Here is a 23,495-nt window from a genome sequence, read left to right as displayed (position 1 = left end):
TCCCCCGCCGTGATGGCCGGGAGGTAGCGCACACGGCTGCAGGCCGCGAACCAGAGCCACATCGGGGCGTCGTCGGTAAGCCATTCGGGGTGCTCGTCGGGGCGCACCTCGGCATAGTAGCGGGCGATGAGGTCGCGGCGCGCCAGCGTGGCGCAGTTGGCGATGGTGAGCCGGCAAAGCAGGTGGTCGAAGTCGGTAAAGTGCTCCTCGTGATCGGGTTCGGTGAGGCCGGTGTTCTGGTAATAGTTGCTGGCGCGCGTATAGCACATCCCGCACGAGGGGTCGGACTCCAGCAGGTCGGCCTGCATCTGCAACTTGCGGGGGTCGCTCCACCAGTCGTCGCCGTCGCAGTAGGCCACGTATTTCCCGCGGCAGGCCTCGAACGTGCGGCGGTAGTTGGCACGCCAGCCCACGTTGCGCTGGCCCGTGACGAAACGCACGCGGCCGGGGTATTTCGCCGCGTATTCGCGGCAAATAGCGGCCGTGGAGTCCGTACTGCAATCGTCGCCCAGCACCAGCTCGACCCCGAACGAGGTCTGCTGCGCCAGCACGCTCTCGATGGCCTGGGCAAGGTAAGCTTCGTGGTTGTAGGTGGTCATGCAGACCGACACAAGGGGGGGGGTCGCCATCGCTGTTATAGTTTGGTCAGTTTGGCGAATTTGGCCAGCAGGGTCTTTTCGCCCGCGCCGTCGAAGGCCACGACCAGCTTGTGGTCGGTGGCGAGGGTCTCGATGCGCTGCACGATACCCACGCCGAATTTGGGGTGCTCGACGCGCTGTCCCACGGTATAATCGCCGCTGACGGGCATCGTATCGCCGAGGGGTACGCCGCCGTCGGCCGCCTGCCGCACACCGATGCGGCGCATGCCGTCGGTCGAGGGGCGCGAGGCCTGGACGAGCGCCGGGTCGGGACGCCCCTGCGGGCGGGCGTCGCGGGGTGCCGCAGCCCGGGCGAAACGCCTTGCGGGGCCGGATTCGCCGTCGGAGGGGCGACCGCCGAAATTGCCGCGGCCGGGGTTGCTGCCCGGCCGGCCGCCGCCCAAGCCGGGATTGTTCCCGCCCGCAGCCTGCTGTTTCTGCTGGAAACGGTAGTCGAAGCGGCGGCGCAGTTCGTCGATGGCCGAAGGTGCGGATCCGTCGGGCGAGCGGTGCGGGCGGTCGTCGTCGGTGCCGGTACCGGTACCGAAGTCGGCCCTGACATATTTCGGGTCGATCTCGCGCAGGAAGCAACTCGGGCGCGAGAACTCCATGTTGCCCCACTTGAAACGCATCTCGGCGTAGGAGATCGTCGCCTCGACCTTGGCACGGGTGAGCGCCACGTAGAACAGGCGCCGCTCCTCCTCCATGCCGTCGGGCGACTCGGCGGCCCGCTGCGAGGGGAAGAGGTTTTCCTCCAGCCCGACGATATACACGTATTTGTATTCCAGCCCCTTGGCCGAGTGGACGGTCATCAGCGTCACCTTGTTGCGGTCTTCGGGGTCGTCCTTGTCCATGTCGGTCACCAGCATGACGTTCTGCAACCACTCCTCGATGGTCGCCTCTTCGTCCTGCGGACGCTCCCCGTTGCGGATTTCGGCGTCGCACCGCTCCTTGAACTCCTGCATCGAGTTCAGCAGCTCCTCGATATTGTCCAATGCCGAGGTCGCCTCGGGGGTATTCTCGGCGCGATAGGCCGCGAGGATGCCCGAGCGGGTGGCGATCTCGAGCCCGAAGTCGTAAAGCCCCTTCTCGTTGCGGGCGAGCGACAGCGAGCGGATCATCGCCACGAAGTCCGCCACCTTGCGGGCGATGGTCTTCTGCACGGGATCGGCGGCCGGCTCGGCGACCAGCGCGTCGACCGCCTCCCACATCGAGACGCCCCGCTCGGCGGCCAGCTGCGCGATGCGCTGCACGGTCGTGTCGCCGATGCCGCGCGTCGGATAGTTGACGATGCGTTTGAACGCCTCGTCGTCGCGCGGGTTGATCACCAGCCGGATATAGGCCAGCATGTCCTTGACCTCCTTGTGGTCGTAGAACGAACTGCCCTTGTAGATGCGGTAGGGAATGCCGCGGCGGCGGAGGTTGTCCTCCAGCACGGCCGACTGGTTGTTGGTGCGGTAGAGGATCACCGCTTCCGACCAGTCGTCGCCCGTCGAGCGAACTTTGTCGCGCAGATCGGAGACCACCATTTCGGCCTCCTCGCGGTCGGTATAGGCCTTGAGAATGCGGATCGGTTCACCCACGTCGCCGGCCGAGAAACAGTGTTTCTCCATGCGCCTGGAGTTGCGGACGATGACCGAGTTGGCCGCATCGACGATCGTGCGGGTCGAGCGGTAGTTCTGCTCGAGCTTGAAGACCTTGGCCGCGGGAAAATCCTTCTGGAAGGAGAGGATGTTCTCGATCTTGGCACCGCGGAACGAGTAGATCGACTGTGCGTCGTCGCCCACGACGCAGACCCGGGAGTGGAGCTGCGACAGGCGGCGGATGATGACGTACTGGGCGTAGTTGGTGTCCTGGTACTCGTCCACCAGGATGTATTTGAACAGCTCCTGGTAGCGCGCCAGCACGTCCGGGGCGTCGCGCAGCAGGATGTTGGTCTGCAAGAGCAGGTCGTCGAAGTCCATCGCACCGTTGCGCTTGCAGCGCTGGCAGTAGATATTGTAGACATTGCCGAACTCGGGGATCTGCGCCTGCCGGTCTTCGGCGGCATAGACCGAGTTGGCGAGGTAGGCGCCGGGCGTCACCAGGCAGTTCTTGAAGTAGGAGATACGCGAGGCGATGAGGTTGGGCTTGTATTTCTCGTCCGCGAGGTTCAGTTCGCGGACGATGGTCTTGATGAGGTTCTTGCAGTCCGAGGGCTCGTAGATCGTAAACGACTCGGGGAAACCGATCTTTTCGGCGTTCTCGCGCAGGATGCGCGAAAAGACCGAGTGGAACGTACCCATGCGGATATAGCGGCTGCGGTTATCGGGGATCATCTGCGCGATGCGCTCGCGCATCTGCTGGGCGGCCTTGTTGGTGAAGGTGAGCGCCAGGATGTTGAAGGGCGCCACGCCCTGCTCGATCATATAGGCGATGCGCGCGGTCAGCACGCGCGTCTTGCCCGAACCGGCGCCGGCGATAATGAGCGACGGGCTGTCGTAGTTGACCACGGCAGCGAGCTGTGCGGGGTTCAGGCCTTGCAGTATCGGAGATTCTTTGGGTTCCATGGCTGCAAAGTTAATACTTTTTCGCAAGCCCTTCGGCAGAGCCCTGCCGATTTTGGAATAAAATTTACCGGGAAAGCCCCGCACGCCGATTCGGGGGCACAGCAATCCAAAGCGGACTGCCGGCCGGCTGCAACACTGCCGGGACATCCGAAAACACAACCAACGACAGGGACAGAAATACCCGTTTCCGCACGGATGGTTCGGGTCACAGGCTGAAATCCACGTCGATGCCAGCCTCGTACACATTCCCGGCATCGTCGGTCAACCGGACACGGATGGTATGTTGCAGGTCGAGGGAGGGACGCGAGGTAAACAGGATAAAAAAGGAATCCGGCAACAGGGTCATGTCGTCCGCCGTAAGTTCCGAAACCAGGCAATAGACCGGATAGTATTCGCCCCTTTTCTTGTCGGAATACCGCTGCGTATAACCGCTCCGGATATAAGGCCAGGGGGTATCGCTTTTGAAACGCACGATGTCATCGAGCGGCGTTCCCGCCGGATGACCGGCATCCCAGTCGGCAGTGCTCCATATCTCCAAGTCCGTAAAAAAGCAGGAACACCTGGGAGGATAGTATTCATCGTAAGAGTATCGCACCTTACGGTTATAGGTCACATCATTGTATTTTTCGCAAAGTGCATCGTAGACCTGTTTTTCTTCACCGTTCCTGTTTGCCCGATAAAGTTTATCGGAAACAACCCGGATAAAATAGCCCAGGTTGTAATCGGGATCGTCTTCGGAATAATACCGACGTTCGATCGAGATATCGCTTACCTGACAATACCGCAAGACGAACGACCGGGAGTAAAAATCCTCGTAAGGCGCAGAGCTCGGAAGACATCCGCAAAACAGCAAGGAGCCCAATACGGCACTACACAATATAATCAGTTTTTTCATAACTATCGGGGTTTGTTATAAGTAACGATGCGGAACCACCATGTGTAATTTTTAGTATTGACCCCGCGAGTCGCCGCCGGATACCCGTTCAAATCCGCAGGCCCTTTTCGGGTGTCAAAAACCTTACTGGCATAATATCCGTTTTTGTCAGTATCCTGCCAGCCCCAATTACAGTGTACGAATAGTTTATTCACTGTGTTTGTTTTCAACAAAGTGGTAGGGCCGTTGTAGGTTTTGATGATGTTTTCGTAATTCAGATATCCGTCGATCACCCATGCGTGACCATGATTGCTGGAAGCCAAAGCCCCGATAAAGACCGGGCAGTCGTTATCCAGCGTTTTCTTAATCACGTCCGCGTCATATCCGAGATGTTTCTCGGTACCGGTATAGCCCACATCGCGAAGAAAACGCTTGGCTTTGGCCGGCGTGGAAAAAGTTTCCCCGGAGCCAAAAAAATTACATTCCACACGACAACCGCCAGCCACCTTTTTAGACAATAACGCGACTTCGTCCAGCACATCCTGGCCATTATCTTCAAGGGGGTCGTTAGGATTATATTGATTTACCAGCGACCAATCACAATAATTGCGCGGAAATTGGTGATAGTTCATAATCTGGGCCACGGCGATCGTGACACATCCGGCCGGAGCCCAGATAGTCCACGAAGCAGTAATCGGAAAACGTAGTTTAAACGGGGCTCCCTGATGCCATTGAGTCGTCAGCATGGGGCTCACGGATCGGCTCCTCTTCGCAATAAAGATTTTCAAGTGTCCGCCAAGCATCCGGATCGACCGGCGGTTCCCGCAAATCTTCCTTCTTCATTTTATACGTATCGTAGATCACGATAACAGGTTCGAGCCGGTCGTCCGCAGCCAGAATGGCACTGCCTTTTCCATCTTCGAACTCGACTAAATAAACAAGCGAGTCGGCAGAACATCCTCCGCTGCGGGTCGCAGACGCCCTCAGGTCGGCCCGCGTAACCGCCGTAACGCGTTGCACGGTTCTCGATTCACCCGGAGAACGGGTCGGCCCGTCAAGGGCAACCAGTGCCCCGGCAAGATGTTCCAGTGCCTTCGTTGCGGGAATCGTGTGCGAGACCGGAGCCGTCGCAACGCCTTCAACCGTTACAGCAGAGCTTCCATCCGCCAGCGGAGGCACTTCACAGGCGGTAAGGCCGGATAAGACAATACTGCAGGCTAAATAATACAATTTTCGCATAGCATGGGTTCAAGCGGTAAGTGATTACAAGATAGCAAAAAAGGGGAAATTCAAAACATTTTATCCGTAATTTTATTAATTTTGCAATAATTTCATTCGGGAATCGTTCCCAATAATAAATCAAGACTTGCGTATCCGACGACAATACGGCAACGTTTGCGCCGGGCGGATGCGGAAGCTGCGGGCAAAAGATGCCGGGCGCAGGGTATGAAGCATGAAATTCAACACATAATAAAACAATGAGCGAAGTCATCAACATCAAGGAACTCAACGAGCGCATCGAACGCGAATCGGTATTCGTCGATACGCTCCGCACGGAAATGGGCAAGGTCATCGTGGGGCAGAGCCACCTGGTCGACACGCTGCTGATCGGGCTGCTGTCGAACGGACATATCCTGCTGGAAGGCGTGCCCGGACTGGCCAAGACGCTGGCCATCACCACGCTGGCAAAAGCCGTGGATGCCGGATTCTCGCGTATACAGTTCACCCCCGACCTGCTGCCGGCCGACCTGATCGGTACGCTGATCTACTCGCAGAAGAACGAGGAGTTCGTGGTCAAGAAAGGCCCCGTGTTCGCCAACTTCGTGCTGGCGGACGAGATCAACCGCTCCCCGGCCAAGGTGCAGTCGGCACTGCTCGAAGCCATGCAGGAGCGGCAGGTGACCATCGGCGACCAGACCTACCCGCTGCCGCAGCCGTTCCTGGTGCTGGCCACGCAGAACCCCCTGGAGCAGGAGGGTACCTACCCGCTGCCCGAGGCGCAGGTCGACCGATTCATGCTCAAGGCCAAGATCTCCTACCCCAAGAAGCAGGAGGAGCGCGACATCGTGCGCATGAACCTCTCGGGCGCTGGCATGCCTCAGGTCAACAAGGTCATCTCGCCCGAGGACATCATCAAGGCCCGCAAGGTCGTGGAGGACGTCTACATGGACGAGAAGATCGAGAAATACATCATCGACATCATCTTCGCCACGCGCGAGCCGGCGGAATACAACCTGCAGAAACTGCAGAATCTGATCGCATACGGCGGTTCGCCCCGTGCGTCGATCTCGCTGGCCAAGGCCGCACGCTCCTACGCCTTCATCCGCCGCCGCGGCTACGTCATCCCCGAAGACGTGCGCGCCGTCTGCCACGACGTGCTGCGCCACCGCATCGGCCTGACGTACGAGGCCGAGGCCGAAAACATCACCTCGGAGGAGATCATCACCGACATCCTCAACAACGTAATCGTACCCTAACGATGCAAGAGACAGAGAACGATATTCTGAAACGCGTCCGGAAGATCGAAATCAAGACCCGGGGTCTTTCGAACGAGATTTTCGCCGGAAAGTACCATACGGCTTTCCGCGGACGGGGCATGTCGTTTTCCGAAGTCAGGGAGTACCGTGCGGGCGACGACGTGCGCGATATAGACTGGAACGTGACGGCGCGGTCGCGCAAACCTCACATCAAGATCTACGAGGAAGAACGCGAACTGACGATGATGCTCCTGGTCGACGTCTCGGCATCGCGCATGTTCGGCACGACCGAACGCCTGAAGAAGAACATCATCACCGAGATCGCCGCCGTGCTGGCTTTCTCCGCCGCACAGAACAACGACAAGGTGGGCTGCATCTTCTTCTCGGACAAGGTCGAGAAGTTCATCCCCCCGAAGAAGGGGCGCAGCCACATCCTGATGATCATCCGCGAGCTGGTGGGATTCCGGCCCGAATCGGCGGGGACGAAGCTCTCGGAGCCGGTGCGTTTCCTGACCAACGTCAACAAGAAACGCTGCACGACCTTCATCCTCTCGGATTTCATGGACTCCTCGAAGGACAGGGCGGCGCTGGACGACGCGCTGAAGATCGCCGGCGGCAAGCACGACCTGGTGGGCATACGCGTCTACGACCCGCGCGAAACGGAGCTCCCGGACGTGGGCATCGTCGAGCTAAAAGACGCCGAAAGCGGACGTAAGGTCTGGGTCGACACGTCGTCGCGCGCCGTGAGGGAGCATTACGCCGAAAAATGGCGGCAGCGCAGCGCACAGATCGAATCGACGCTCAAGCACAACCGCATCGACACGGCGATGGTCTCGACCGAGGGCGACTATGTGGCGGAACTGATAAAACTGTTCAAACAGCGATGAAACGACTTTTTGCAATAGCGCTGCTCCTCGCGGGCGCAGCGGCACGGGCCCAGTCCGACGTGCCGCAGGTCACGGCGCACATCCAGCCCGACAGCGTCATGATCGGCGACCGTTTCGACCTGATGGTCGACGTCGAGAAAGACCTGGTGCAGGTGGTGCAGTTCCCCGAATTCGAGGACAAGCCGGGGAGCCCCATCGAACTCCACAAGGAGCATCCGGTCGACACGCTCGAACGCGACGGCCGCCACCTCAAACTCCGCAAGCGCTACACGCTGGCGGCGTTCGAGGAGGGCAAGTGGAACCTCGGCCGCCCGGCGGTGCTCTATGCCGACAAGAACATCGTCGACACGCTCTGGGCACGCGACTCGCTCTACCTGCAGGTGGCGACCTTCCAGATCGACTCGACGTCGCAGTCGATCTACGACGTGAAGCCTCAGTGGAACCTGCCGTTCCGCTTCGGGGAGGTCAGCGGCTACGCCCAATGGGGCGCGCTCGCACTCGTATTGCTGCTGGCGGCAGCCTATGCGCTGAAGCGCTACCTGGAGAGCCGCGGCAAACGCCTCGGCGACCTGTTCAGGCCGTCACCGCCCCAGCCGCCGCACGTCGTGGCGATCAAGGCGCTGGAGGCACTGCACCACCAGAAGCTGTGGCAGAACAACAAGCACAAGCAATATTATTCGGCACTGACGGACATCCTGCGCACCTACATCGCGGCACGGTGGGGCTTCGGCGCCATGGAGATGACCTCGGATGAGATCATAGAGGCGATGCGCGCGGAGGAACTGCCCGACAAGGCCCGGATGGATCTGACGGCGATCCTGCGCGACGCCGACCTGGTGAAGTTCGCCAAGGCGACGCCCGATGCGGAGCAGAACGAGGCCGACTACCTGAAAGCCTACTATTTCGTCGAGGAGACCAAGGTCGCCGAGGCGGAGGAGGAGACCGAAGGGCAGGAGCCGGTGAAAAACTAAAATGCGTGACAGATGTATAAACTCATATACACAGTGGTATTCCTCCTGGCCGCACTCGGGGCTTCGGCGCAGAACATGCCCGAACGCAGCGAGGTGCGGCGCGGCAACCGGCAATACAACAAGGGCAACTACGAGAAGAGCATCGAACGTTACGAGCGGGCGCTGGAGGCCGCACCGGAATCGTTCGAGGCGACTTACAACCTCGGCAACGCCCTCTACAAGGCCGAGCGGTTCGACAAGGCCGAGCAGACGATGCGCAGGGCCGCGGCCGACTCGCTGCGTACGGACGAGGAGCGTGCCGAAGCGTTCTACAACCTGGGCAACGCCCAGTTCAAGCAGCAGAAATACAAGGAGGCGCTCGAAAGCTACAAACAGTCGCTGCGGCTGAACCCTGCCGACCAGCAGGCCAAGTACAACTACGCCTACACCAAGCGCCTGATAGACGACAACGAGGACGGCGGCGGTGGCGGCGACGACAAGAACCAGGACAAAGACCAGAACCAGGATCAGCAGCAACAGGGCAACGGACAGGACAAACAGGACGGCGACCAGCAGCAGGACGACAAGGGCCAAAAGGGCGATGACCAGGAGCAGCAGGGCGGCGACCAGGAGCAGCAGGGCGACCGGCAGCAGGATCCTTCGCAGCCGGACAAGGAGGGCGAAGGCGACCAGGAGGGGCAGCAGCAGCCCGTTCCGGCGGGTATCTCCCCGCAGGAGCAGGAACAGATGCTCGATGCCATCCAGGCCCAGGAAGACCGCACGCAGGACAAGCTGAAGGAGAAACAGGGCGTCGTCGTCCGGGGAACGAAAAACTGGTAAAACACAAGGACTATGCATTTCGCATCACCATACTATCTGTGGCTGCTGACGGCACTCGTACCGATGGCCGGCTACTACGTCTGGCGGACGTTGCAGGGCGGGGCGGCGATACAGATCTCGTCGGTCGACGGTGTCGTGCGCGCCCCGAAGACCATACGTTATTACCTGCGGCACCTGCCGTTCGTGCTGCGTGCGGCGGCATTCGCGCTGCTGGTCGTGGCGCTGGCGCGCCCGCAGGACGTGGAGCGGCTTTCGCACACGAACACCGAGGGCATCGACATCATGCTGGCGATCGACGTCTCGGGCTCGATGCTGGCACGCGACTTCCGGCCCGACCGCATCACGGCGGCCAAGGAGGTGGCCGGATCGTTCATCGCCGACCGCTACGGCGACCGGATCGGACTGGTGGCATTCGCGGGCGAGGCCTTCACGCAAAGCCCCCTGACCACCGACCAGGGGACGTTGCAGACCCTGCTGTCGCGCATCCGCAGCGGCCTGATCGAGGACGGCACGGCGATCGGCAACGGCCTGGCAACGGCGATCAACCGCCTGCGCGAGAGCGAGGCCAAGTCGAAGGTAATCATCCTGCTGACCGACGGCGTGAACAACCGCGGCGAGATCGCCCCGCTGACGGCGGCCGAGATCGCCAAGGCGCAGGGCATCCGCGTCTACACGATCGGCGTCGGCACCGAGGGCATGGCGCCCTACCCCGCCGTGGACATCTACGGCACGCCCACGGGCGGCACGGTGATGGCCAAGGTCGAAATCGACGAGAAGACCCTGCGGTCGATCGCCGAGATGACGGGCGGGGAGTATTTCCGCGCCACGGACAAAGCCAAGCTGAAAGCCATTTACGACCAGATCAACCAAATGGAAAAGAGCAAGGTGGAGGTTACGGAACACGTCACCTACCACGAACAGTACCTCCTGTGGGCGCTGGCGGGGCTGCTGCTGCTGTTCGCGGAGTTCCTGTTCGCAAACCTGGTGCTCAAACGGATACCCTGACGGGCACCACGCCCCGGACGCCGGCAAAGCCCTCCCTTTGCCGGAAGGAAAATTGCGGAGGGAATGTCGCTGTCCGACAGGCACCCCAGGTGCCCTAATGCAAACCCGGCGGGTCGGACAGGGACAGCAAACGGGAAACAATACGCCGGGCAGGCATTCGTTATGTTCAGATTCGCAAATCCGCAATATCTCTGGCTGCTGCTGGCAATACCGGCACTGGTACTGATCTTCTGGGCAGCGGCGGCACGCCGCCGCAAAAGGCTCGCACGCTTCGGGAACCCCGGGGTGCTGGAGGAGCTGATGCCCGAGGTTTCGACCGGGCGTACCGCACTCAAGTTCATCCTCTTCTGCACGGCCGCCGTCCTGCTCATACTGGCCGTGGCACGCCCGCAGTTCGGGTCGAAGCTCCGCGAGGAGAAGGCTCAGGGCGTGGAGATGATGCTCGTGGTCGACGTCTCGAACTCGATGCTGGCCGAGGATTTCGAACCCAACCGGCTCGAGCGCACCAAATATGCCATCAACAAACTTTTCGACGGGCTCAGGCAAGACCGCGTGGGGCTGATCGTCTTCGCGGGAGAACCCAAGGTTCAGCTGCCCATCACGTCGGACTACCGCATGGCGAAAGCCTTCGCCAAGCGCATCGACCCGTCGCTGGTGTCGGTACAGGGCACGGCCATCGGCAAGGCGCTGTCACAGGCGCTGCTGTCGTTTTCGGGCGAAACGGAAGAGACACACAGCCGGGTCATCATCCTGGTGACCGACGGCGAGAACCACGAGGACGACGCCCTGGCGGTGGCCAAACGCGCCGCGGAGATGGGCATACGCATCTACACCATCGGCATCGGCACGCCCGAAGGCGCCCCGATCCAGATCGGCGGGGAGTTCATCAAGGACGAGAAGGGCGACATGGTCGTCTCGAAACTCGACGAGAAGATGCTCTCCGAGGTGGCCCAGATCACGGGCGGCGCCTATGTGCGTTCGACCAAGCAGTCGATCGGCCTCGACGAGATCGTAAAGAGCATCAACGAAATGGAGCAGACCGAGTTGTCGATGATGCGTTTCGAGGAGTTCAACGAGCAGTACCAATACCTGCTCATCGCGGCGCTCGTGCTGCTGCTGGCGGAGTTCCTGCTGCTCGACCGCCGCAACCCGCTGCTGGCGCACCTCAACATTTTCCGCGAGAAGTAACCGGAGGGTTTGCGTGCGCGCAGCGACAGCCGGATTGCAGAGATAAAAGGAGGACAAGGACGCAAAGGAACAAGGATGAGCGCAAGAATAAGCCGGAACAAAGACGGAAGGGTACGCGGACGAGCGCAAAGATAAACCGGGACAAGAACGCAAGGGTACGCGGACGGGCGCAAGGATAAACGAACAAGGAAAACACAATCGGGAAACATAGCCGGGAAACGGGCGGCGGGATCAATAGCAAAGAACCGACCCGGCATGGAAAAGGGCTGTCAGGCATATCGTTGACAGCCCTTTTTTATTTGCACTGCTGCCATCCGGGGCATTTCAGGACACGCGGTTCCCGGGAGGCCGGAAAGACTTGGCGCCCCCCTTTCCCATTGTAGCGGCAGGCACATCGCGGGAAAGCATCCCGGGAATCCGCCCCGGCGGGGTTACTCCACGATAATCTCGTCGGTGAAAATCCAGCCGCCGGGATGGCCGTTGTGCAGGGCTTTCAGCCGTACGTAACGCGCCGCGGTTTGGCCCGACCAGCCGAACTCGCGGTAGCAATCCTGCTTGTATTCGAACGGGATGTCGTTTTCGACCGAGGCAAGGGGCGTATAGTGCCTGTCGTCGTCCGAAACCGAGATTTCGACCGCACGGGGCATCCAGATGTCGGCATAGAAACCCTGCATGAAACAGGCCGCGATACGTTTCACAGGCAGGCGTTCCCCGAGGTCGACGACCAGTTCGACATCCGTATCGAGCCACCCCTGCCAGCGGCGGTCGCCGTAGTTCCACCCGCCGCGCAACCCGTCGGTCAGCGAAGCGTCGCCCGCAGCCGGGTATTTCGGGCTGTAAGGCGTACGGTAAGCCACCTGCCTGCCGGTCGAGAGGCAATGCAGGGTATCGAGCGATTCGGGGCGGGGCCCGACGGCATTTTTCTGGTCGAAGGGGTGGTATCCGCGCTGCTGCATCCACGCCACGGCGTCGAGCACGCGGGCGTGGAAGTCGTCGAAGTCCTTACGTTCGGGGGCGCTCCACCCCACTTCGGCGATCGCCAGCAGGCGCGGCCAGATCATGTGTTCGGCATGTTCGGCTGTGGGCACGTGCTCGCACCACAGGTTGCCCTGCACGCCGAGGATCATCGGCACGACATCCGCACCCAGCGAATCGGGCGCAGGGTCGTAGGAGTAGGCCTGCGCGAGGGTGAGGAACGCCGCCGCGGCGACCGGCTCGCGGGTGGGGTCGTCCTGGCAGAAATCGAGGTAGCAGTAGTTCGAGGGAGCCATCACGGCGCGGTGTCCGGCTCTGGCCGCGGCGATCCCGCCCTCGGTGCCGCGCCACGACATGACCGTGGCGCCGGGCGCGAGCCCGCCCTGGAGAATCTCGTCCCAGCCCAGCAGGCGGCGGCCCCTGGCGGCGAGGAACGTCCCGATGCGGTGCACCAGGTAGCTTTGCAGCTCGTCGACATCCTTCAGTCCCTCCCGACGCATCCGGGCGGCACATTCGGGGCAGGTGCGCCAACCCCGTTTCGAAGCCTCGTCGCCGCCGATATGGATATATTCCGAAGGGAAGAGCCCGATCACCTCGGAGAGCACGTTCTCGAGGAATTCGAACGTCTGCTCATTGCCGATGCAGAAATCGGAGTCCGTGTAGGGTTTGCCGCTGCACGAGAGTTCGGGGTAAACGGCCAGCACCTCCTCGCTGTGCCCCGGCATCTCGATCTCGGGAATCACCTCGATATGCAGGGCACGAGCGTATTCGACCACTTCGCGGATGTCGTCCTGCGTGTAATAGCCCCCGGCGGCCACCGGGTCGTCACGGTGGCAGTAGCGTTTGCCGCCGAAATTCCACTCCCCCCAGTCGGGATAGGGACGCCAGGCGGCGATGTCGGTCAGGGCGGGGTATTTTTTGATTTCGATGCGCCATCCAGCTCCGTCGGTCAGGTGCCAGTGGAAGCGGTTGAGCTTGTGGATCGCCATCACGTCGAGGTAGCGTTTCACCTCTTCGACCGAAAAGAAATGGCGCGCCACGTCGAGGTGCATGCCCCGGTAAGCGAAACGCGGGGCATCCTCGATGCTCACGCACGGCAGCACCCACTCCTCGCCGGGCGCAGGCTCCGTCCCGTAAACCGCCGCGGGCAGCATCTGCCGCAGGCTCTGCACGGCGTAGAAAAAGCCGGGGAAACGCGACGCACGGACTTCGACGCCCTTCGGGGTGACATCGAGCCGGTACCCCTCTTCCGGCAGCGTTTGGTCGAGGACGAAGCGGATGCCCGAGGCGGGAAGCTCGTCGGCGACGGTCACGGGGTTCTCCCCGCCGGAGGTTTTCGCCAGCTGCGCGGCGAATTCCGCCACGGCGCGCTGCGTCCGCTCGTCGGCACGGCTGTCGCACACGACGCCTTCGCCCTTGACGGCGAACGTCCCGTGCCCGGGTTCGAGGTGGTTGGGATAAGGTACGATCGAGATTTTTGGATCGTGGGTGGCGCAGGCGGACAGACACACGCCTGCGGCAAAGGCCAGTAGCAATTTTTTCATAGAATAATCAGGGTTGTATCGTGACAAAAGTAGGAAAAAATCCGGATATGGCCCGCTGCGGAGGGAAATATAGCCGACAGAAACGGGCATCCCGGAGAGATCGCCCTGTTTTTGCACAGGTTTTTCCCGGCGGAAGACCCGATTACCGGGCATTTTTTATAACTTTGCGTCGCATAATTGCTCACAAAACTATGAAAACCGACTTTCTGGTTATCGGTTCCGGCGCAGCGGGGCTTTCGTTCGCGCTCAAGGCCGCGGCCCACGGGCATGTCACGATCGTCACGAAGGGCGAAATGAACGAGTGCAATACCAACTACGCACAAGGCGGCATCTGCTCGGTGACCTATGCTCCCGACACCTTCGAAAAACATATCCGCGACACCCTGGTCTGCGGAGCCGGCAAATGCGACGAGGCAGCCGTCGAGCTGGTCGTGAAACGTGCTCCGGAGCTGATCCGCGACCTGATCGAATGGGGCACACGCTTCGACAAAACCCCCGACGGCCGATTCGAACTGAACCGCGAGGGCGGGCATACCGAACCCCGCATCCTCCACCACGAAGACCTCACGGGCGCCGAGATCGAACGGGCGCTGGTCGAGTCGGTTCGCCGGCACCCCGGCATCACGGTGCTGGAACACCATTTCGCCATCGACCTCCTGACGCAGCACCACCTGGGCGAATTCGTCACGCGCCATACGCGCGGGCTGGCCTGCTTCGGCGCCTATGTGCTCAACCTCGCCACCAACGAGATCGAGACCATGCTCGCCAAGTTCACCGTCGTCGCCACGGGCGGCTGCGGCAATATCTATTCCACGACCTCCAACCCGGTCGTCGCCACGGGCGACGGCATCGCCATGTGCCACCGCGCCAAGGCCATCACCGAGAACATGGAGTTCATCCAGTTCCACCCCACCACGCTCTACAACCCCGGCGAGAAACCCAACTTCCTCATTACCGAGGCCATGCGCGGTTTCGGTGCCATCCTTCGCCTGCCTTCCGGCGAGGAGTTCATGGACAAATACCACCCGATGAAATCGCTGGCACCGCGCGACGTGGTGGCCCGCGCCATCTACCGCGAAATGACCAAGCGGGGCTCGGACTTCGTCTACCTCGACGTCACGCACAAAGACCCCGGAGCCATCCGCAGCCACTTCCCCAACATCTACGAAAAATGCCTTTCGATCGGCATCGACATCACCCGCGACTGGATTCCCGTGACGCCCGCAGCGCACTACTGCTGCGGCGGGGTGAAGGTCGACACCAACGGCGAGACCTCGATCAGGCACCTCTACGCGCTGGGCGAAACCTCCTGCACGGGGCTGCACGGAGCCAACCGCCTCGCTTCCAACTCGCTGATCGAAGCGGTGGTCTATGCCGACCAGGCCGCACGCCACGCTGCGTCGCTGCTCCCCAAGGTCGACATCCAGGAGGGCATCCCCGACTGGGACTTCGAAGGCACGCAGCACACCGAGGAGATGCTGATGATCATCCAGTCCAAGCGCGAGATGCAGACCATCCTGTCCAACTACGTGGGCATCGTCCGCTCGAACCTCTCGCTCAAACGCGCCATGCGCCGCCTCGAGATACTCTGGCAGGAGACCGAGGAGCTCTATAACAAGACCAAGCCCAACCGCGAATTGTGCGAGCTGCGCAACATGATCGCCGTGGCCTACCTGGTAATCAAACAGGGCCGCGAGATCAAGGAGTCGGTCGGCTGTCACTACAACGCCGACTACCCGAAAGAATAACAAAGGTTTAAAATTACCGGGATATTCCGGCCGCATGCGACAAGCCTCTCCCCCGGGAGGGATTTGGGGCGGGCCAGGCTTGCAAACACGGCCCGAAGCCGTGGCAACAGCAGTCGCCGGCACCGGCTGCACCGGATCCCGGCAGAAACATTCGAACAAATACATGACATTACAGGAAGAAATCACACGCCGCCGCACCTTCGCGGTCATCGCCCACCCCGACGCGGGTAAAACCACCCTCACCGAGAAGCTGCTGCTCTTCGGCGGTGCCATCCACGTCGCCGGGGCGGTCAAAAGCAACAAGATCAAGAAAGGCGCCACGTCGGACTTCATGGAGATCGAGCGCCAGCGCGGCATCTCGGTCGCCACGGCCGTGATGGGCTTCGAATACAAGGGCACCAAGATCAACATCCTCGACACCCCGGGCCACGAGGACTTCGCCGAAGACACCTACCGCACGCTGACGGCCGTCGATTCGGTCATCATCGTCATCGACGGCGCCAAGGGCGTCGAGTCGCAAACCCGCAAACTGATGGAGGTGTGCCGTATGCGTTCGACGCCGGTGATCGTCTTCATCAACAAACTCGACCGCCCCTCCAAGGAGCCTTTCGACCTGCTGGACGAGGTGGAAAAGGAACTGCGCATCCGCGTGCGGCCGCTGGCCTTCCCCATTTCGAACGGCCCCACGTTCCGCGGGGTCTACAACCTCTACGAAAAGAACCTCTCGCTTTTCACGTCGGACGAAAAACTCACCGCCGACGCCCAGACCGCCGAGATTTCCGACCTCGCGTCGCCGGAGCTGGACAGCTACATCGGCGCGAAATTCGCCGAACAGCTGCGCTCGGACGTCGAGCTGGTCGAAGGCGTCTACGACGAGTTCGACCGCGAGGCCTACCTGCGCGGCGAGCTGGCCCCCGTGTTCTTCGGCTCGGCGGTCAACAACTTCGGCGTGCGCGAACTGCTCGAATGCTTCGTCCGCATCGCCCCCTCGCCGCGCCCGGCGCCCACCGCGACCCGCACCGTGGAGCCCGCCGAGCCGAAGATGACGGGCTTCGTGTTCAAGATCCACGCCAACATGGATCCCAACCACCGCGACCGCATCGCCTTCCTGAAAATCTGCTCCGGGACGTTCGAGCGCAACCATAACTACCTGCACGTGCGCAGCGGCAAGCAGCTCAAGTTCTCCTCGCCGACGGCCTTCATGGCCGAAAAGAAATCGGTCATCGACTTCGCCTACCCGGGCGACATCGTCGGCCTGCACGACACGGGCAACTTCAAGATCGGCGACACCTTCACCGAGGGCGAGAAGCTCAAATTCACGGGCATCCCGTCGTTCGCCCCCGAGCAGTTCCGCTACATCGAGAACGCCGACCCGCTGAAATTCAAGCAGCTCGCCAAGGGCGTCGACCAACTGATGGACGAAGGCGTGGCACAGCTGTTCGTATCCTCGCTCAACGGCCGCAAGATCATCGGCACGGTCGGGGCGCTCCAGTTCGAAGTCATCCAGTACCGACTCGAACACGAATACAACGCCGCCTGCCGCTGGGAGCCGATCTCGATCTACAAAGCCTGCTGGATCGAGAGCGACAACGCCGCGCAGCTGGCCGATTTCAAGCGCCGCAAGCACACCAACATGGCCGTCGACAAGCACGGCCGCGACGTATTCCTCGCCGATACGAGCTACGGGCTGGCGCTGGCGCAGGAGAATTTCAAGGACATCCGCTTCCACTTCACCTCGGAGTTCTGATCCGGGGGGGGGCTGTCCGATCCGTAAAAATCCCGGCAGGAACCCATGTGGGATCCCGCCGGGATTCTCTCTTCCTGCCGGCAATACGCCCGCCCCGGCCGCGTCAACCGCGATGCCGCAGGCAGGTCGCAGGTACGGACGGCGCAGACAGGTCACAGGCATGGATGCCGCACGCACGGACATCGCACGGCCTGCCAGCCGGGCTACTCGAAAACGGGAGCTTCGGCACTCCGGGCGGGTACGTGCCCGCGCACCTCGGGCCACCCGTCATTCCATTCTATCCGGTCGAGAATCAGGTAACGCGGCCCGCCCACCTCGAGCCGGGTATGGTACAGCATCCAGTCCTGCCCCTTATCATCGGTAACGAATTCCGCATTGTGCCCCGGGGCGACAAACCCGTTGCCGTTGCCCACGACCAGTTCGTGGTGCACGCCGAGCATGTCGCGCCCCGCACGATCGACATAAGGCCCCATCAGCGACCGGCTGCGGCCGACGACCACATGGTAATCCTTCATGAAATCGCCCGTCGAGACGATCAGGTAATAGTATCCGTCCCGCTTGTGGATGTAGGTGCCCTCGTACTGGTCGCCGGCGATCTTACGCTTCCCGGCCCCGGGTTTGAGCGATAACCCGTCGTCTGCAAGTTCAATCGCCCAGATGCCCCGGAAACTTCCCCAGAACATGTACTTGTGCCCGTCCTCCTCGATGTAAAACTGGTCGATCGAAATATCGACCCCGATCTCGTCGCTGCCGATCAGTTTCCCGTGGTCGGTAAAGGGCCCGACAGGCGAGGGGCCCGACGCCACGCCGATGGCGTGCTTGTTGTTCTCCCCCGGCTGGGAATAATACAGCACATACCTGTCGCCGATCTTGTTGATGTCCGGCGCCCAAAGGTTGGCTCCGGCCTTGTCGGTTATCTGCGGATGGTTCCCCGCCGTAAAGACCTAGCCGACCTTCGTCCAGTTCACCAGGTCGGACGAGCGCAGGATGGGGATGTTGTTCTTTCCGCTCTCGGTCGCATAGAGGTAGAAATTCCCGTCCTCGGCGCGTATTACCGTGGGGTCGGCCACGAGGAATTCCCGGAAAACCGGGTTCTTGTAGCTCTTTGCCCCGGGGTTCCCGGGCAGGGGATCCCCGTCCCCGCTGCGGGCGGGTTCGGGCGTGCCGCAGGCACAGGCCAGGGGCAGTAACACCGCCGTGAAGGCGAGTGCGACGAAATAATTTTTCATAGCGTATCTCATTTACGAATTCAACGATATTTTGCCGGAACCGGCAACAAAGATACGAAAAATACACTGTCTTCGGCCGGGCGGAAGGGGATTTCCGTTTCCGCCCGGCCGGTGCGGCACGGCGGCAATAAAAAAAGCCTGCTGGAAACCAGCAGGCTTTCACCTATATATCCGCCCGTTAACGCATCGGCACCTCGATGACCAGCACCTGGGCGTCGGCCGAAGCCCTGATCCCGAAGCCGTCGGTATCCCAGACCCCCATGCCGTCGCGGCGGCCGAGCACTTCGCCGTCCACCTCGACCAGCCCTTCGATCACGAAGACATAGGCCCCGTTCCCGGGCGTATGCATCCGGTATTCAACGTCATGCCCCTTGTCAAGGTCGAGCGTCGAGAACCAGGCATCCTGATGGAGCCAGCCCGTGTTTTCGCCACCGCGGCCTTCGGGAGCCACGATCGTCCTCAATTCGTTGCGCTTTGCCGGCGCCAGCCGGATCTGGTTGTAACGCGGCGTATGGTTCTCCGCATCGGTCAGCACCCATATCTGCAGGAATTTCACGGGCTCCGTGTCGCTGGCGTTCATTTCGCTGTGCGTAATGCCCGTCCCGGCCGACATGACTTGGATCTCGCCCGGACGCAGCTCCTGCATGTTCCCCATGCTGTCGCCGTGCCGAAGCGCACCTTCGAGCGCAATCGACACGATCTCCATGTTATCGTGGGGATGCGTCCCGAATCCTTCGCCCGGGGCGACCGTATCGTCGTTGAGCACCCGCAGGGCGCCGAAATGGATTCGCCGGGGGTCGTAATATCCGGCAAAACTGAACGTATGGTAGGTATCGAGCCAACCATGGTTGGCGTGTCCGCGCGTCTGTGCGCGGTGAATCGTCTTATTCATAGCAATGATTTTTTATTATACAATCGGTTGGGCGTGAAGCAAACTCCGCGCCAGCCGCGCCTGCGCGCAGCACCTGACGGAATCCGCAGGCTACACCTTCAGAAAGACGTTCTTTCTGTAAAGGAAATAGAGAAACAGCCAGCAGACGGCCACATAGCCGGCACTATTGACCACGGCGGCAAGCGCCTCCGGGCATTTCGACGCCACGCCCCCGAGGAAGAAATCGGATATACGCCCGAAGCCCACGATACGCTGGGCCAGATAGATCGTGATCGAATTGAGTCCCACGACGCGGAAGAAGAGCGTCCAGCGGCGCCATCCCCTGACGTCGATCAGGTAGTAGAACAGGGCGAACATCGCCAGCGAATAGGCAGCCACGACACATACGAACGTACTCGACCACAGCGATTTATTCACAGGCACCACCCCGTTGAAAGCCAGCCCTGCGACCAGCAGCGCCACGGCCGCCGCAATCATCCACGACGCCTTGCGGCCGCCCGACAAGTCCTGCCGCCGCACGAATTCCCCCGTAAACATGCCCAGCATGGCCGTCACCACGGCGGGCACCGTACTGAGCAGCCCCTCGGGGTCGAATGTCTTGCCGTACAGCTTACCCGGCAACAGCAGCCGGTCGACATACCCTGCCAGGCACCCCTCCCGGGTCAATGGCCCTGCGCCCGCGACGTCGGGTGCCGCCACCAGCGCCGACAACAGGCCGTAACCGACCAGTATGGCTGCGGCGATCGCAATGCGCGCCTTCACCCCGAAATTGAGGTACAGCACCGCGGCTATGCCCCATGCAAGGCCGATGCGCCCCAGTACGCTGGCAATACGCAGGTTTTCGAAATCAAGCCTGAACAACCCGTTGTAAATCACCCCCAACAACACCAGCGTCAGCGCGCGGCGGACGATTTTTGCATAGATCGTCCCGGTCGACAACCCCAGCGAACGCTGCTTGGAAAGCGAAAAGGGGAAGCTCACCCCGGCAATGAAGAGGAACAGCGGAAAGATCGTATCGTGGTGGGTGAAGCCGTCCCAGCTGGCATGCCCCATCTGGCTGGCAATGCTGTCGGTCACAGCGTTGGGCCACAGGCCGCACACGGCGACGACGAGCGAGGCGAACCCCATGATAAAGAGCATGTCGAACCCCCTCAGGGCATCGAGCGACTGCAATCGTTCGGACGGTTTCATAATTCGGGTGCTGTTCTTCCGGCCCGATCCTTGTCAGTGATCCTTCTTCGACCGGCCCTATTATACTTTACACAAAGATAATAAGAATTTCTGATATATCCAAATATATCGGGGCCCGGCGGAGCGCATCCGGCCGGGCCCCTGCTTTTTCCACCGGCAACTACTCCAGCTCCAGATTGCTCACCCGGTCGGTCACCCCGAACGGGAAGTCGGGGTAGACGTACAGCCCGAAACGCGGCTCGGTCTGACCGTGCGTGTAACCCCAGATGCTGGCGTAATCCTCCGCGTCCTCGCCCATCTTCTCCAACTGGCGCAGATAGGCCGCCACCGACTTGTTCTCCACGATGTAGATCTCGCCCATACGGTCGATGATCGGGCTGTGGCGGCGCGTACGGTCGTGGTCGAAACGCAGGATACGCTTCCCCTCGGCCGTGATGCCCACCAGCCGGAAGGTCATGCTCTTGCCGATGGCCGGCAGGTTCAGCACACTGCGGTCGGTGGCCAGGAACGGCAGCCGGTGTTTCTTCATGAAGCGGCGGATGCGCCCGGCCGTGTCGCCCTCGCCGGTCAGCGCCGCATCCAGTTCCGCGGTCTGCTCAGCGGTCATCCGCCCGAAGAGCTTCTCTTCCTGCTGCTCCTGCATCGAGCGGCTGTTGGGCGTGAAGACGGTGTAGTTTTCGCCGAAGCCCTTCACCGAGAAGGTATAGTAACAGACCACGCCCAGCGAGTTGAGCACCTGCCTCAGCCGGGTGGTATGCCCGCGGCGCGATGCCGCGACGGTATATACCAGCTGGTTGGTGATGAGCCACCCGGCGGAAAGTATCTTCCGGATAGCCTCCCGCGCCTCGGGCGTCACCTCCAGCGGCGACTGGAAATGCGTCTGGATGACGAACTGCTTCACGCCGACGGCCGAGGCCTTCTCCCGGAACTCCTTCAGCACCTCCACCAGCTGGTCGTCGATGCGCATCGGCAGGTAAGCCGGCAGGCGCGACCCCAGCCGCACGCGCTGCAACTCGGCATATTTTTCACCGTCGGGACGCGCCTGGTTGGCCTTGCGCTTGCGGCAGGCCATGCGGTAGACCGCCTCGAGGATATTGCGCAGCGTCTTGTTCTGGCTCATCAGGGCGTCGCCGCCCGTGATGAGGATGTCGCGCAGCTGCGTGTCCTCCTCGAAATAAGCCATCAGGCGGCGCAGTTTGTGATCCCAGCTCTCCTTGGGGCGCAGGCTCTCGAACTCGAAATTGAGCCGTTCGCTCTGAAAGTCGTACATCCGCTGGCACGAGGCGCACAACCCGCCGCAGGCACGCCCCATCGTATCGGGGATCAGGATCGCCACTTCGGGATAACGGCGGTGGATATTGTGCCCGTCGGGCAGCAGCCACCCGGCCGCATTGGGTTTTCCGGCCTCGACAACGTCCTCCTTCTCCCAGGCGCGGATATTCCCGTAGGTCTCGACCAGCTGCGGCGAATAGAGGATATAGCTGCGGATCGCCTCGTCGTCGTACGCTTTGCCGGTGATGTCCAGCAGCGAGAGGTAATAGGGCGTGGCGAAGAACGGCATCCCCTTTTTGCGGGCCTTCGACAGCAGGTACATGGTCTCCGCCGAGAGCGAGTTGCCCAGAAACCGGTTCAACTCCGAAGGGCTCTTCACGGCCATCGCCAGGTGGAACCGGAAATCGCCCCACCAGACGCCTACCTGACGGTATTTATCCTCGTAGGTCATCCCCTCCTCGAAACGGAACCGCGAAGGGGTCGACTTGCGGTTCTCGATCTTCTGCACCAAGAGGTGGAGCATACGCTCCCTGTTCTGGGCGCGCACCTCCGCCACCTCGGGATCGAGCCCCGTTGGCCAGCGATCGCTGCGGATACGGACGCGCTGCGGCGTGAGCGGCTGCAACTCCAGCCCCTCAAGGCGCTTGAACTGGAAAAACAGGTCGATGAACAGGTCGCAACGCATCTCCGGGTTCTCCAGCCGCCCCGTGAGGAACTGCCACAGCAATTCCAGCGTCCGCACGGGCATCTGCTCACCGGTCGAAAGTTCGCTCACCTCCCGCCCGTCGTAGCCGATCAGCAGGCGGATCTGTTCCGCCGCCTCGCCCTGCGCCGCCGCATGCCGGGCGACGAACTCTTCGAGCCGGGCCCGGAACTCCCCGGCATCGCGGCTCGCATCGGCCTGGGCAACAAGTCCCGGCAGCTCCTGGCGGAAAAACAGCCCGAGCTGGTAAAGCGTGAATGAAAGCATTTTCCTTTGTTTCATAAGCACTATCGTTTATTTTTTCGTTATAATTTTCGGATGCGGGCGGCAATGTCCCCGGTACGGTCGTCAGCGTACGATAAAAAGGGCACGGCGCAATAAAATCACAGATACACCCGGAACCGCAGGCTCCCCTGCAAATTCCTCCGCATTCGGACGATATTCCCGGGAAAAGGGCATTCCTCCGGGCAAATATCAAAAACTGCCGCCCACAGGCGAGCCGGCAAGAATCGGCGGCCTCACAGCAAAAAAACGACGGCCGCCATACGGAATCCGTCACAAAGATAGTAAAAAAATTGACATTTCCCGTCTGCGGTCAGCCGGGGTTCCCGCACCGCCCGCATCTTCCGCCCTTGTATATAAGAACGTATTTTCCCCGCAGAATCGTATTCCCCCGCCCGCACAGCCCTACCCGTACGAACAGATACAAAAACAAGAAAGCCTCGACAATCATCAGATTATCAAGGCTTTTCGAAAAGTCGGGGTGACAAGATTCGAACTTGCGAC

17 protein-coding genes and 1 pseudogene are annotated in these 23,495 nt (G+C 61.2%); 8 read left to right on the top strand and 10 right to left on the bottom strand.

The annotated features are described in order from the left end of the window. The 5 genes from QVP03_RS02290 to QVP03_RS02270 form a co-directional block, all read right to left on the bottom strand. Window positions 1-629 (bottom strand): glycosyltransferase family 2 protein (locus QVP03_RS02290; RefSeq protein ID WP_288210605.1); only part of this gene is annotated, 629 nt, incomplete at its 3' end. A gap of 5 nt (window positions 630-634) precedes the next feature. Then, window positions 635-3,187: an ATP-dependent helicase gene (locus tag QVP03_RS02285; protein ID WP_022332037.1), complete on the bottom strand. Its 2,553-nt coding sequence runs from the start codon at window positions 3,185-3,187 to the stop codon at window positions 635-637. A 205-nt stretch (window positions 3,188-3,392) separates the two neighbouring features. Continuing rightward, window positions 3,393-3,800, bottom strand: a complete 408-nt coding sequence (locus QVP03_RS02280) for a hypothetical protein (RefSeq protein WP_237957176.1) — start codon at window positions 3,798-3,800, stop codon at window positions 3,393-3,395. A gap of 284 nt (window positions 3,801-4,084) precedes the next feature. After that, window positions 4,085-4,807 carry a C10 family peptidase gene (locus tag QVP03_RS02275; RefSeq protein WP_022332035.1) on the bottom strand — a complete coding sequence of 241 codons (723 nt, stop codon included), beginning with the start codon at window positions 4,805-4,807 and terminating at the stop codon, window positions 4,085-4,087. Next, entirely contained in the window at window positions 4,770-5,300 is a 531-nt protein-coding gene (locus tag QVP03_RS02270) for a hypothetical protein (RefSeq protein ID WP_022332034.1), read from the bottom strand. Before QVP03_RS02270 ends, QVP03_RS02275 begins: the two co-directional genes overlap by 38 nt. Window positions 5,301-5,539: 239 nt before the next feature. Between QVP03_RS02270 and QVP03_RS02265 the strand changes: the two genes are divergently transcribed. The 6 genes from QVP03_RS02265 (at window position 5,540) to QVP03_RS02240 (ending at window position 11,408) form a co-directional block, all read left to right on the top strand. Further along, complete coding sequence (locus QVP03_RS02265; RefSeq protein ID WP_022332033.1) at window positions 5,540-6,538, top strand: AAA family ATPase; 999 nt, start codon at window positions 5,540-5,542, stop codon at window positions 6,536-6,538. 2 nt (window positions 6,539-6,540) lie between these two features. Beyond that, a complete protein-coding gene (locus QVP03_RS02260) occupies window positions 6,541-7,425 on the top strand; it encodes a DUF58 domain-containing protein (protein ID WP_022332032.1) in 885 nt (294 codons plus the stop codon). Then, a complete protein-coding gene (locus tag QVP03_RS02255; protein ID WP_022332031.1) occupies window positions 7,422-8,396 on the top strand; it encodes a hypothetical protein in 975 nt (324 codons plus the stop codon). Before QVP03_RS02260 ends, QVP03_RS02255 begins: the two co-directional genes overlap by 4 nt. 12 nt (window positions 8,397-8,408) lie before the next feature. Next, window positions 8,409-9,215, top strand: coding sequence for a tetratricopeptide repeat protein (locus QVP03_RS02250; RefSeq protein ID WP_022332030.1), 807 nt, complete (start codon window positions 8,409-8,411; stop codon window positions 9,213-9,215). Window positions 9,216-9,227: 12 nt separating this feature from the next. After that, window positions 9,228-10,220: a vWA domain-containing protein gene (locus tag QVP03_RS02245; protein ID WP_022332029.1), complete on the top strand. Its 993-nt coding sequence runs from the start codon at window positions 9,228-9,230 to the stop codon at window positions 10,218-10,220. A 162-nt stretch (window positions 10,221-10,382) separates the two neighbouring features. Then, window positions 10,383-11,408 (top strand): vWA domain-containing protein, encoded by a 1,026-nt coding sequence (locus tag QVP03_RS02240; RefSeq protein WP_117507326.1) that lies wholly within the window; start codon window positions 10,383-10,385, stop codon window positions 11,406-11,408. 431 nt (window positions 11,409-11,839) lie between these two features. Here the strand turns inward: QVP03_RS02240 and QVP03_RS02235 are convergent, their stop codons facing one another. Continuing rightward, window positions 11,840-13,927, bottom strand: coding sequence for a glycoside hydrolase family 20 protein (locus QVP03_RS02235; protein WP_022332027.1), 2,088 nt, complete (start codon window positions 13,925-13,927; stop codon window positions 11,840-11,842). A gap of 191 nt (window positions 13,928-14,118) precedes the next feature. Here QVP03_RS02235 and nadB point away from each other — a divergent pair, with 191 nt between their 5' ends. Together nadB and QVP03_RS02225 are read left to right on the top strand one after the other, a co-directional pair. Further along, window positions 14,119-15,675, top strand: a complete 1,557-nt coding sequence (nadB, locus tag QVP03_RS02230; RefSeq protein ID WP_022332026.1) for an L-aspartate oxidase — start codon at window positions 14,119-14,121, stop codon at window positions 15,673-15,675. 163 nt (window positions 15,676-15,838) lie between these two features. Continuing rightward, window positions 15,839-17,422, top strand: coding sequence for a peptide chain release factor 3 (locus QVP03_RS02225; protein ID WP_022332025.1), 1,584 nt, complete (start codon window positions 15,839-15,841; stop codon window positions 17,420-17,422). A 203-nt stretch (window positions 17,423-17,625) separates the two neighbouring features. Here the strand turns inward: QVP03_RS02225 and QVP03_RS02220 are convergent. From QVP03_RS02220 to QVP03_RS02205, 4 genes and pseudogenes are all read right to left on the bottom strand, one after another. Continuing rightward, window positions 17,626-18,651, bottom strand: a pseudogene (locus tag QVP03_RS02220) (family 43 glycosylhydrolase). A gap of 178 nt (window positions 18,652-18,829) precedes the next feature. After that, complete coding sequence (locus QVP03_RS02215; protein WP_022332022.1) at window positions 18,830-19,543, bottom strand: pirin family protein; 714 nt, start codon at window positions 19,541-19,543, stop codon at window positions 18,830-18,832. A 90-nt stretch (window positions 19,544-19,633) separates the two neighbouring features. Further along, window positions 19,634-20,734, bottom strand: a complete 1,101-nt coding sequence (locus tag QVP03_RS02210) for an acyltransferase family protein (protein WP_022332021.1) — start codon at window positions 20,732-20,734, stop codon at window positions 19,634-19,636. A gap of 160 nt (window positions 20,735-20,894) precedes the next feature. Next, window positions 20,895-22,991, bottom strand: coding sequence for a KamA family radical SAM protein (locus tag QVP03_RS02205; protein ID WP_018694606.1), 2,097 nt, complete (start codon window positions 22,989-22,991; stop codon window positions 20,895-20,897). Window positions 22,992-23,495 lie beyond the last annotated feature (504 nt).

The organism is Alistipes sp. CAG:29 (assembly GCF_000435435.1).
Lineage (GTDB): Bacteria > Bacteroidota > Bacteroidia > Bacteroidales > Rikenellaceae > Alistipes > Alistipes onderdonkii.
The sequence above is the reverse complement of the archived record's forward strand: the minus strand, read 5'-3'. Positions and strand labels throughout refer to the sequence as shown.

Excerpts from the sequence above, each read along its gene's own strand:
- QVP03_RS02275 (WP_022332035.1), bottom strand. The coding sequence starts at position 4,807 with ATGCTGACGACTCAATGGCATCAGGGAGCCCCGTTTAAACTACGTTTT.
- QVP03_RS02270 (WP_022332034.1), bottom strand. The coding sequence starts at position 5,300 with ATGCGAAAATTGTATTATTTAGCCTGCAGTATTGTCTTATCCGGCCTT.
- QVP03_RS02255 (WP_022332031.1), top strand. The coding sequence starts at position 7,422 with ATGAAACGACTTTTTGCAATAGCGCTGCTCCTCGCGGGCGCAGCGGCA.
- QVP03_RS02250 (WP_022332030.1), top strand. The coding sequence starts at position 8,409 with ATGTATAAACTCATATACACAGTGGTATTCCTCCTGGCCGCACTCGGG.
- QVP03_RS02240 (WP_117507326.1), top strand. The coding sequence starts at position 10,383 with ATGTTCAGATTCGCAAATCCGCAATATCTCTGGCTGCTGCTGGCAATA.
- QVP03_RS02215 (WP_022332022.1), bottom strand. The coding sequence starts at position 19,543 with ATGAATAAGACGATTCACCGCGCACAGACGCGCGGACACGCCAACCAT.
- QVP03_RS02205 (WP_018694606.1), bottom strand. The coding sequence starts at position 22,991 with ATGAAACAAAGGAAAATGCTTTCATTCACGCTTTACCAGCTCGGGCTG.
- QVP03_RS02225 (WP_022332025.1), top strand. The coding sequence starts at position 15,839 with ATGACATTACAGGAAGAAATCACACGCCGCCGCACCTTCGCGGTCATC.
- QVP03_RS02265 (WP_022332033.1), top strand. The coding sequence starts at position 5,540 with ATGAGCGAAGTCATCAACATCAAGGAACTCAACGAGCGCATCGAACGC.
- QVP03_RS02245 (WP_022332029.1), top strand. The coding sequence starts at position 9,228 with ATGCATTTCGCATCACCATACTATCTGTGGCTGCTGACGGCACTCGTA.
- QVP03_RS02235 (WP_022332027.1), bottom strand. The coding sequence starts at position 13,927 with ATGAAAAAATTGCTACTGGCCTTTGCCGCAGGCGTGTGTCTGTCCGCC.
- nadB (WP_022332026.1), top strand. The coding sequence starts at position 14,119 with ATGAAAACCGACTTTCTGGTTATCGGTTCCGGCGCAGCGGGGCTTTCG.
- QVP03_RS02210 (WP_022332021.1), bottom strand. The coding sequence starts at position 20,734 with ATGAAACCGTCCGAACGATTGCAGTCGCTCGATGCCCTGAGGGGGTTC.
- QVP03_RS02260 (WP_022332032.1), top strand. The coding sequence starts at position 6,541 with ATGCAAGAGACAGAGAACGATATTCTGAAACGCGTCCGGAAGATCGAA.
- QVP03_RS02285 (WP_022332037.1), bottom strand. The coding sequence starts at position 3,187 with ATGGAACCCAAAGAATCTCCGATACTGCAAGGCCTGAACCCCGCACAG.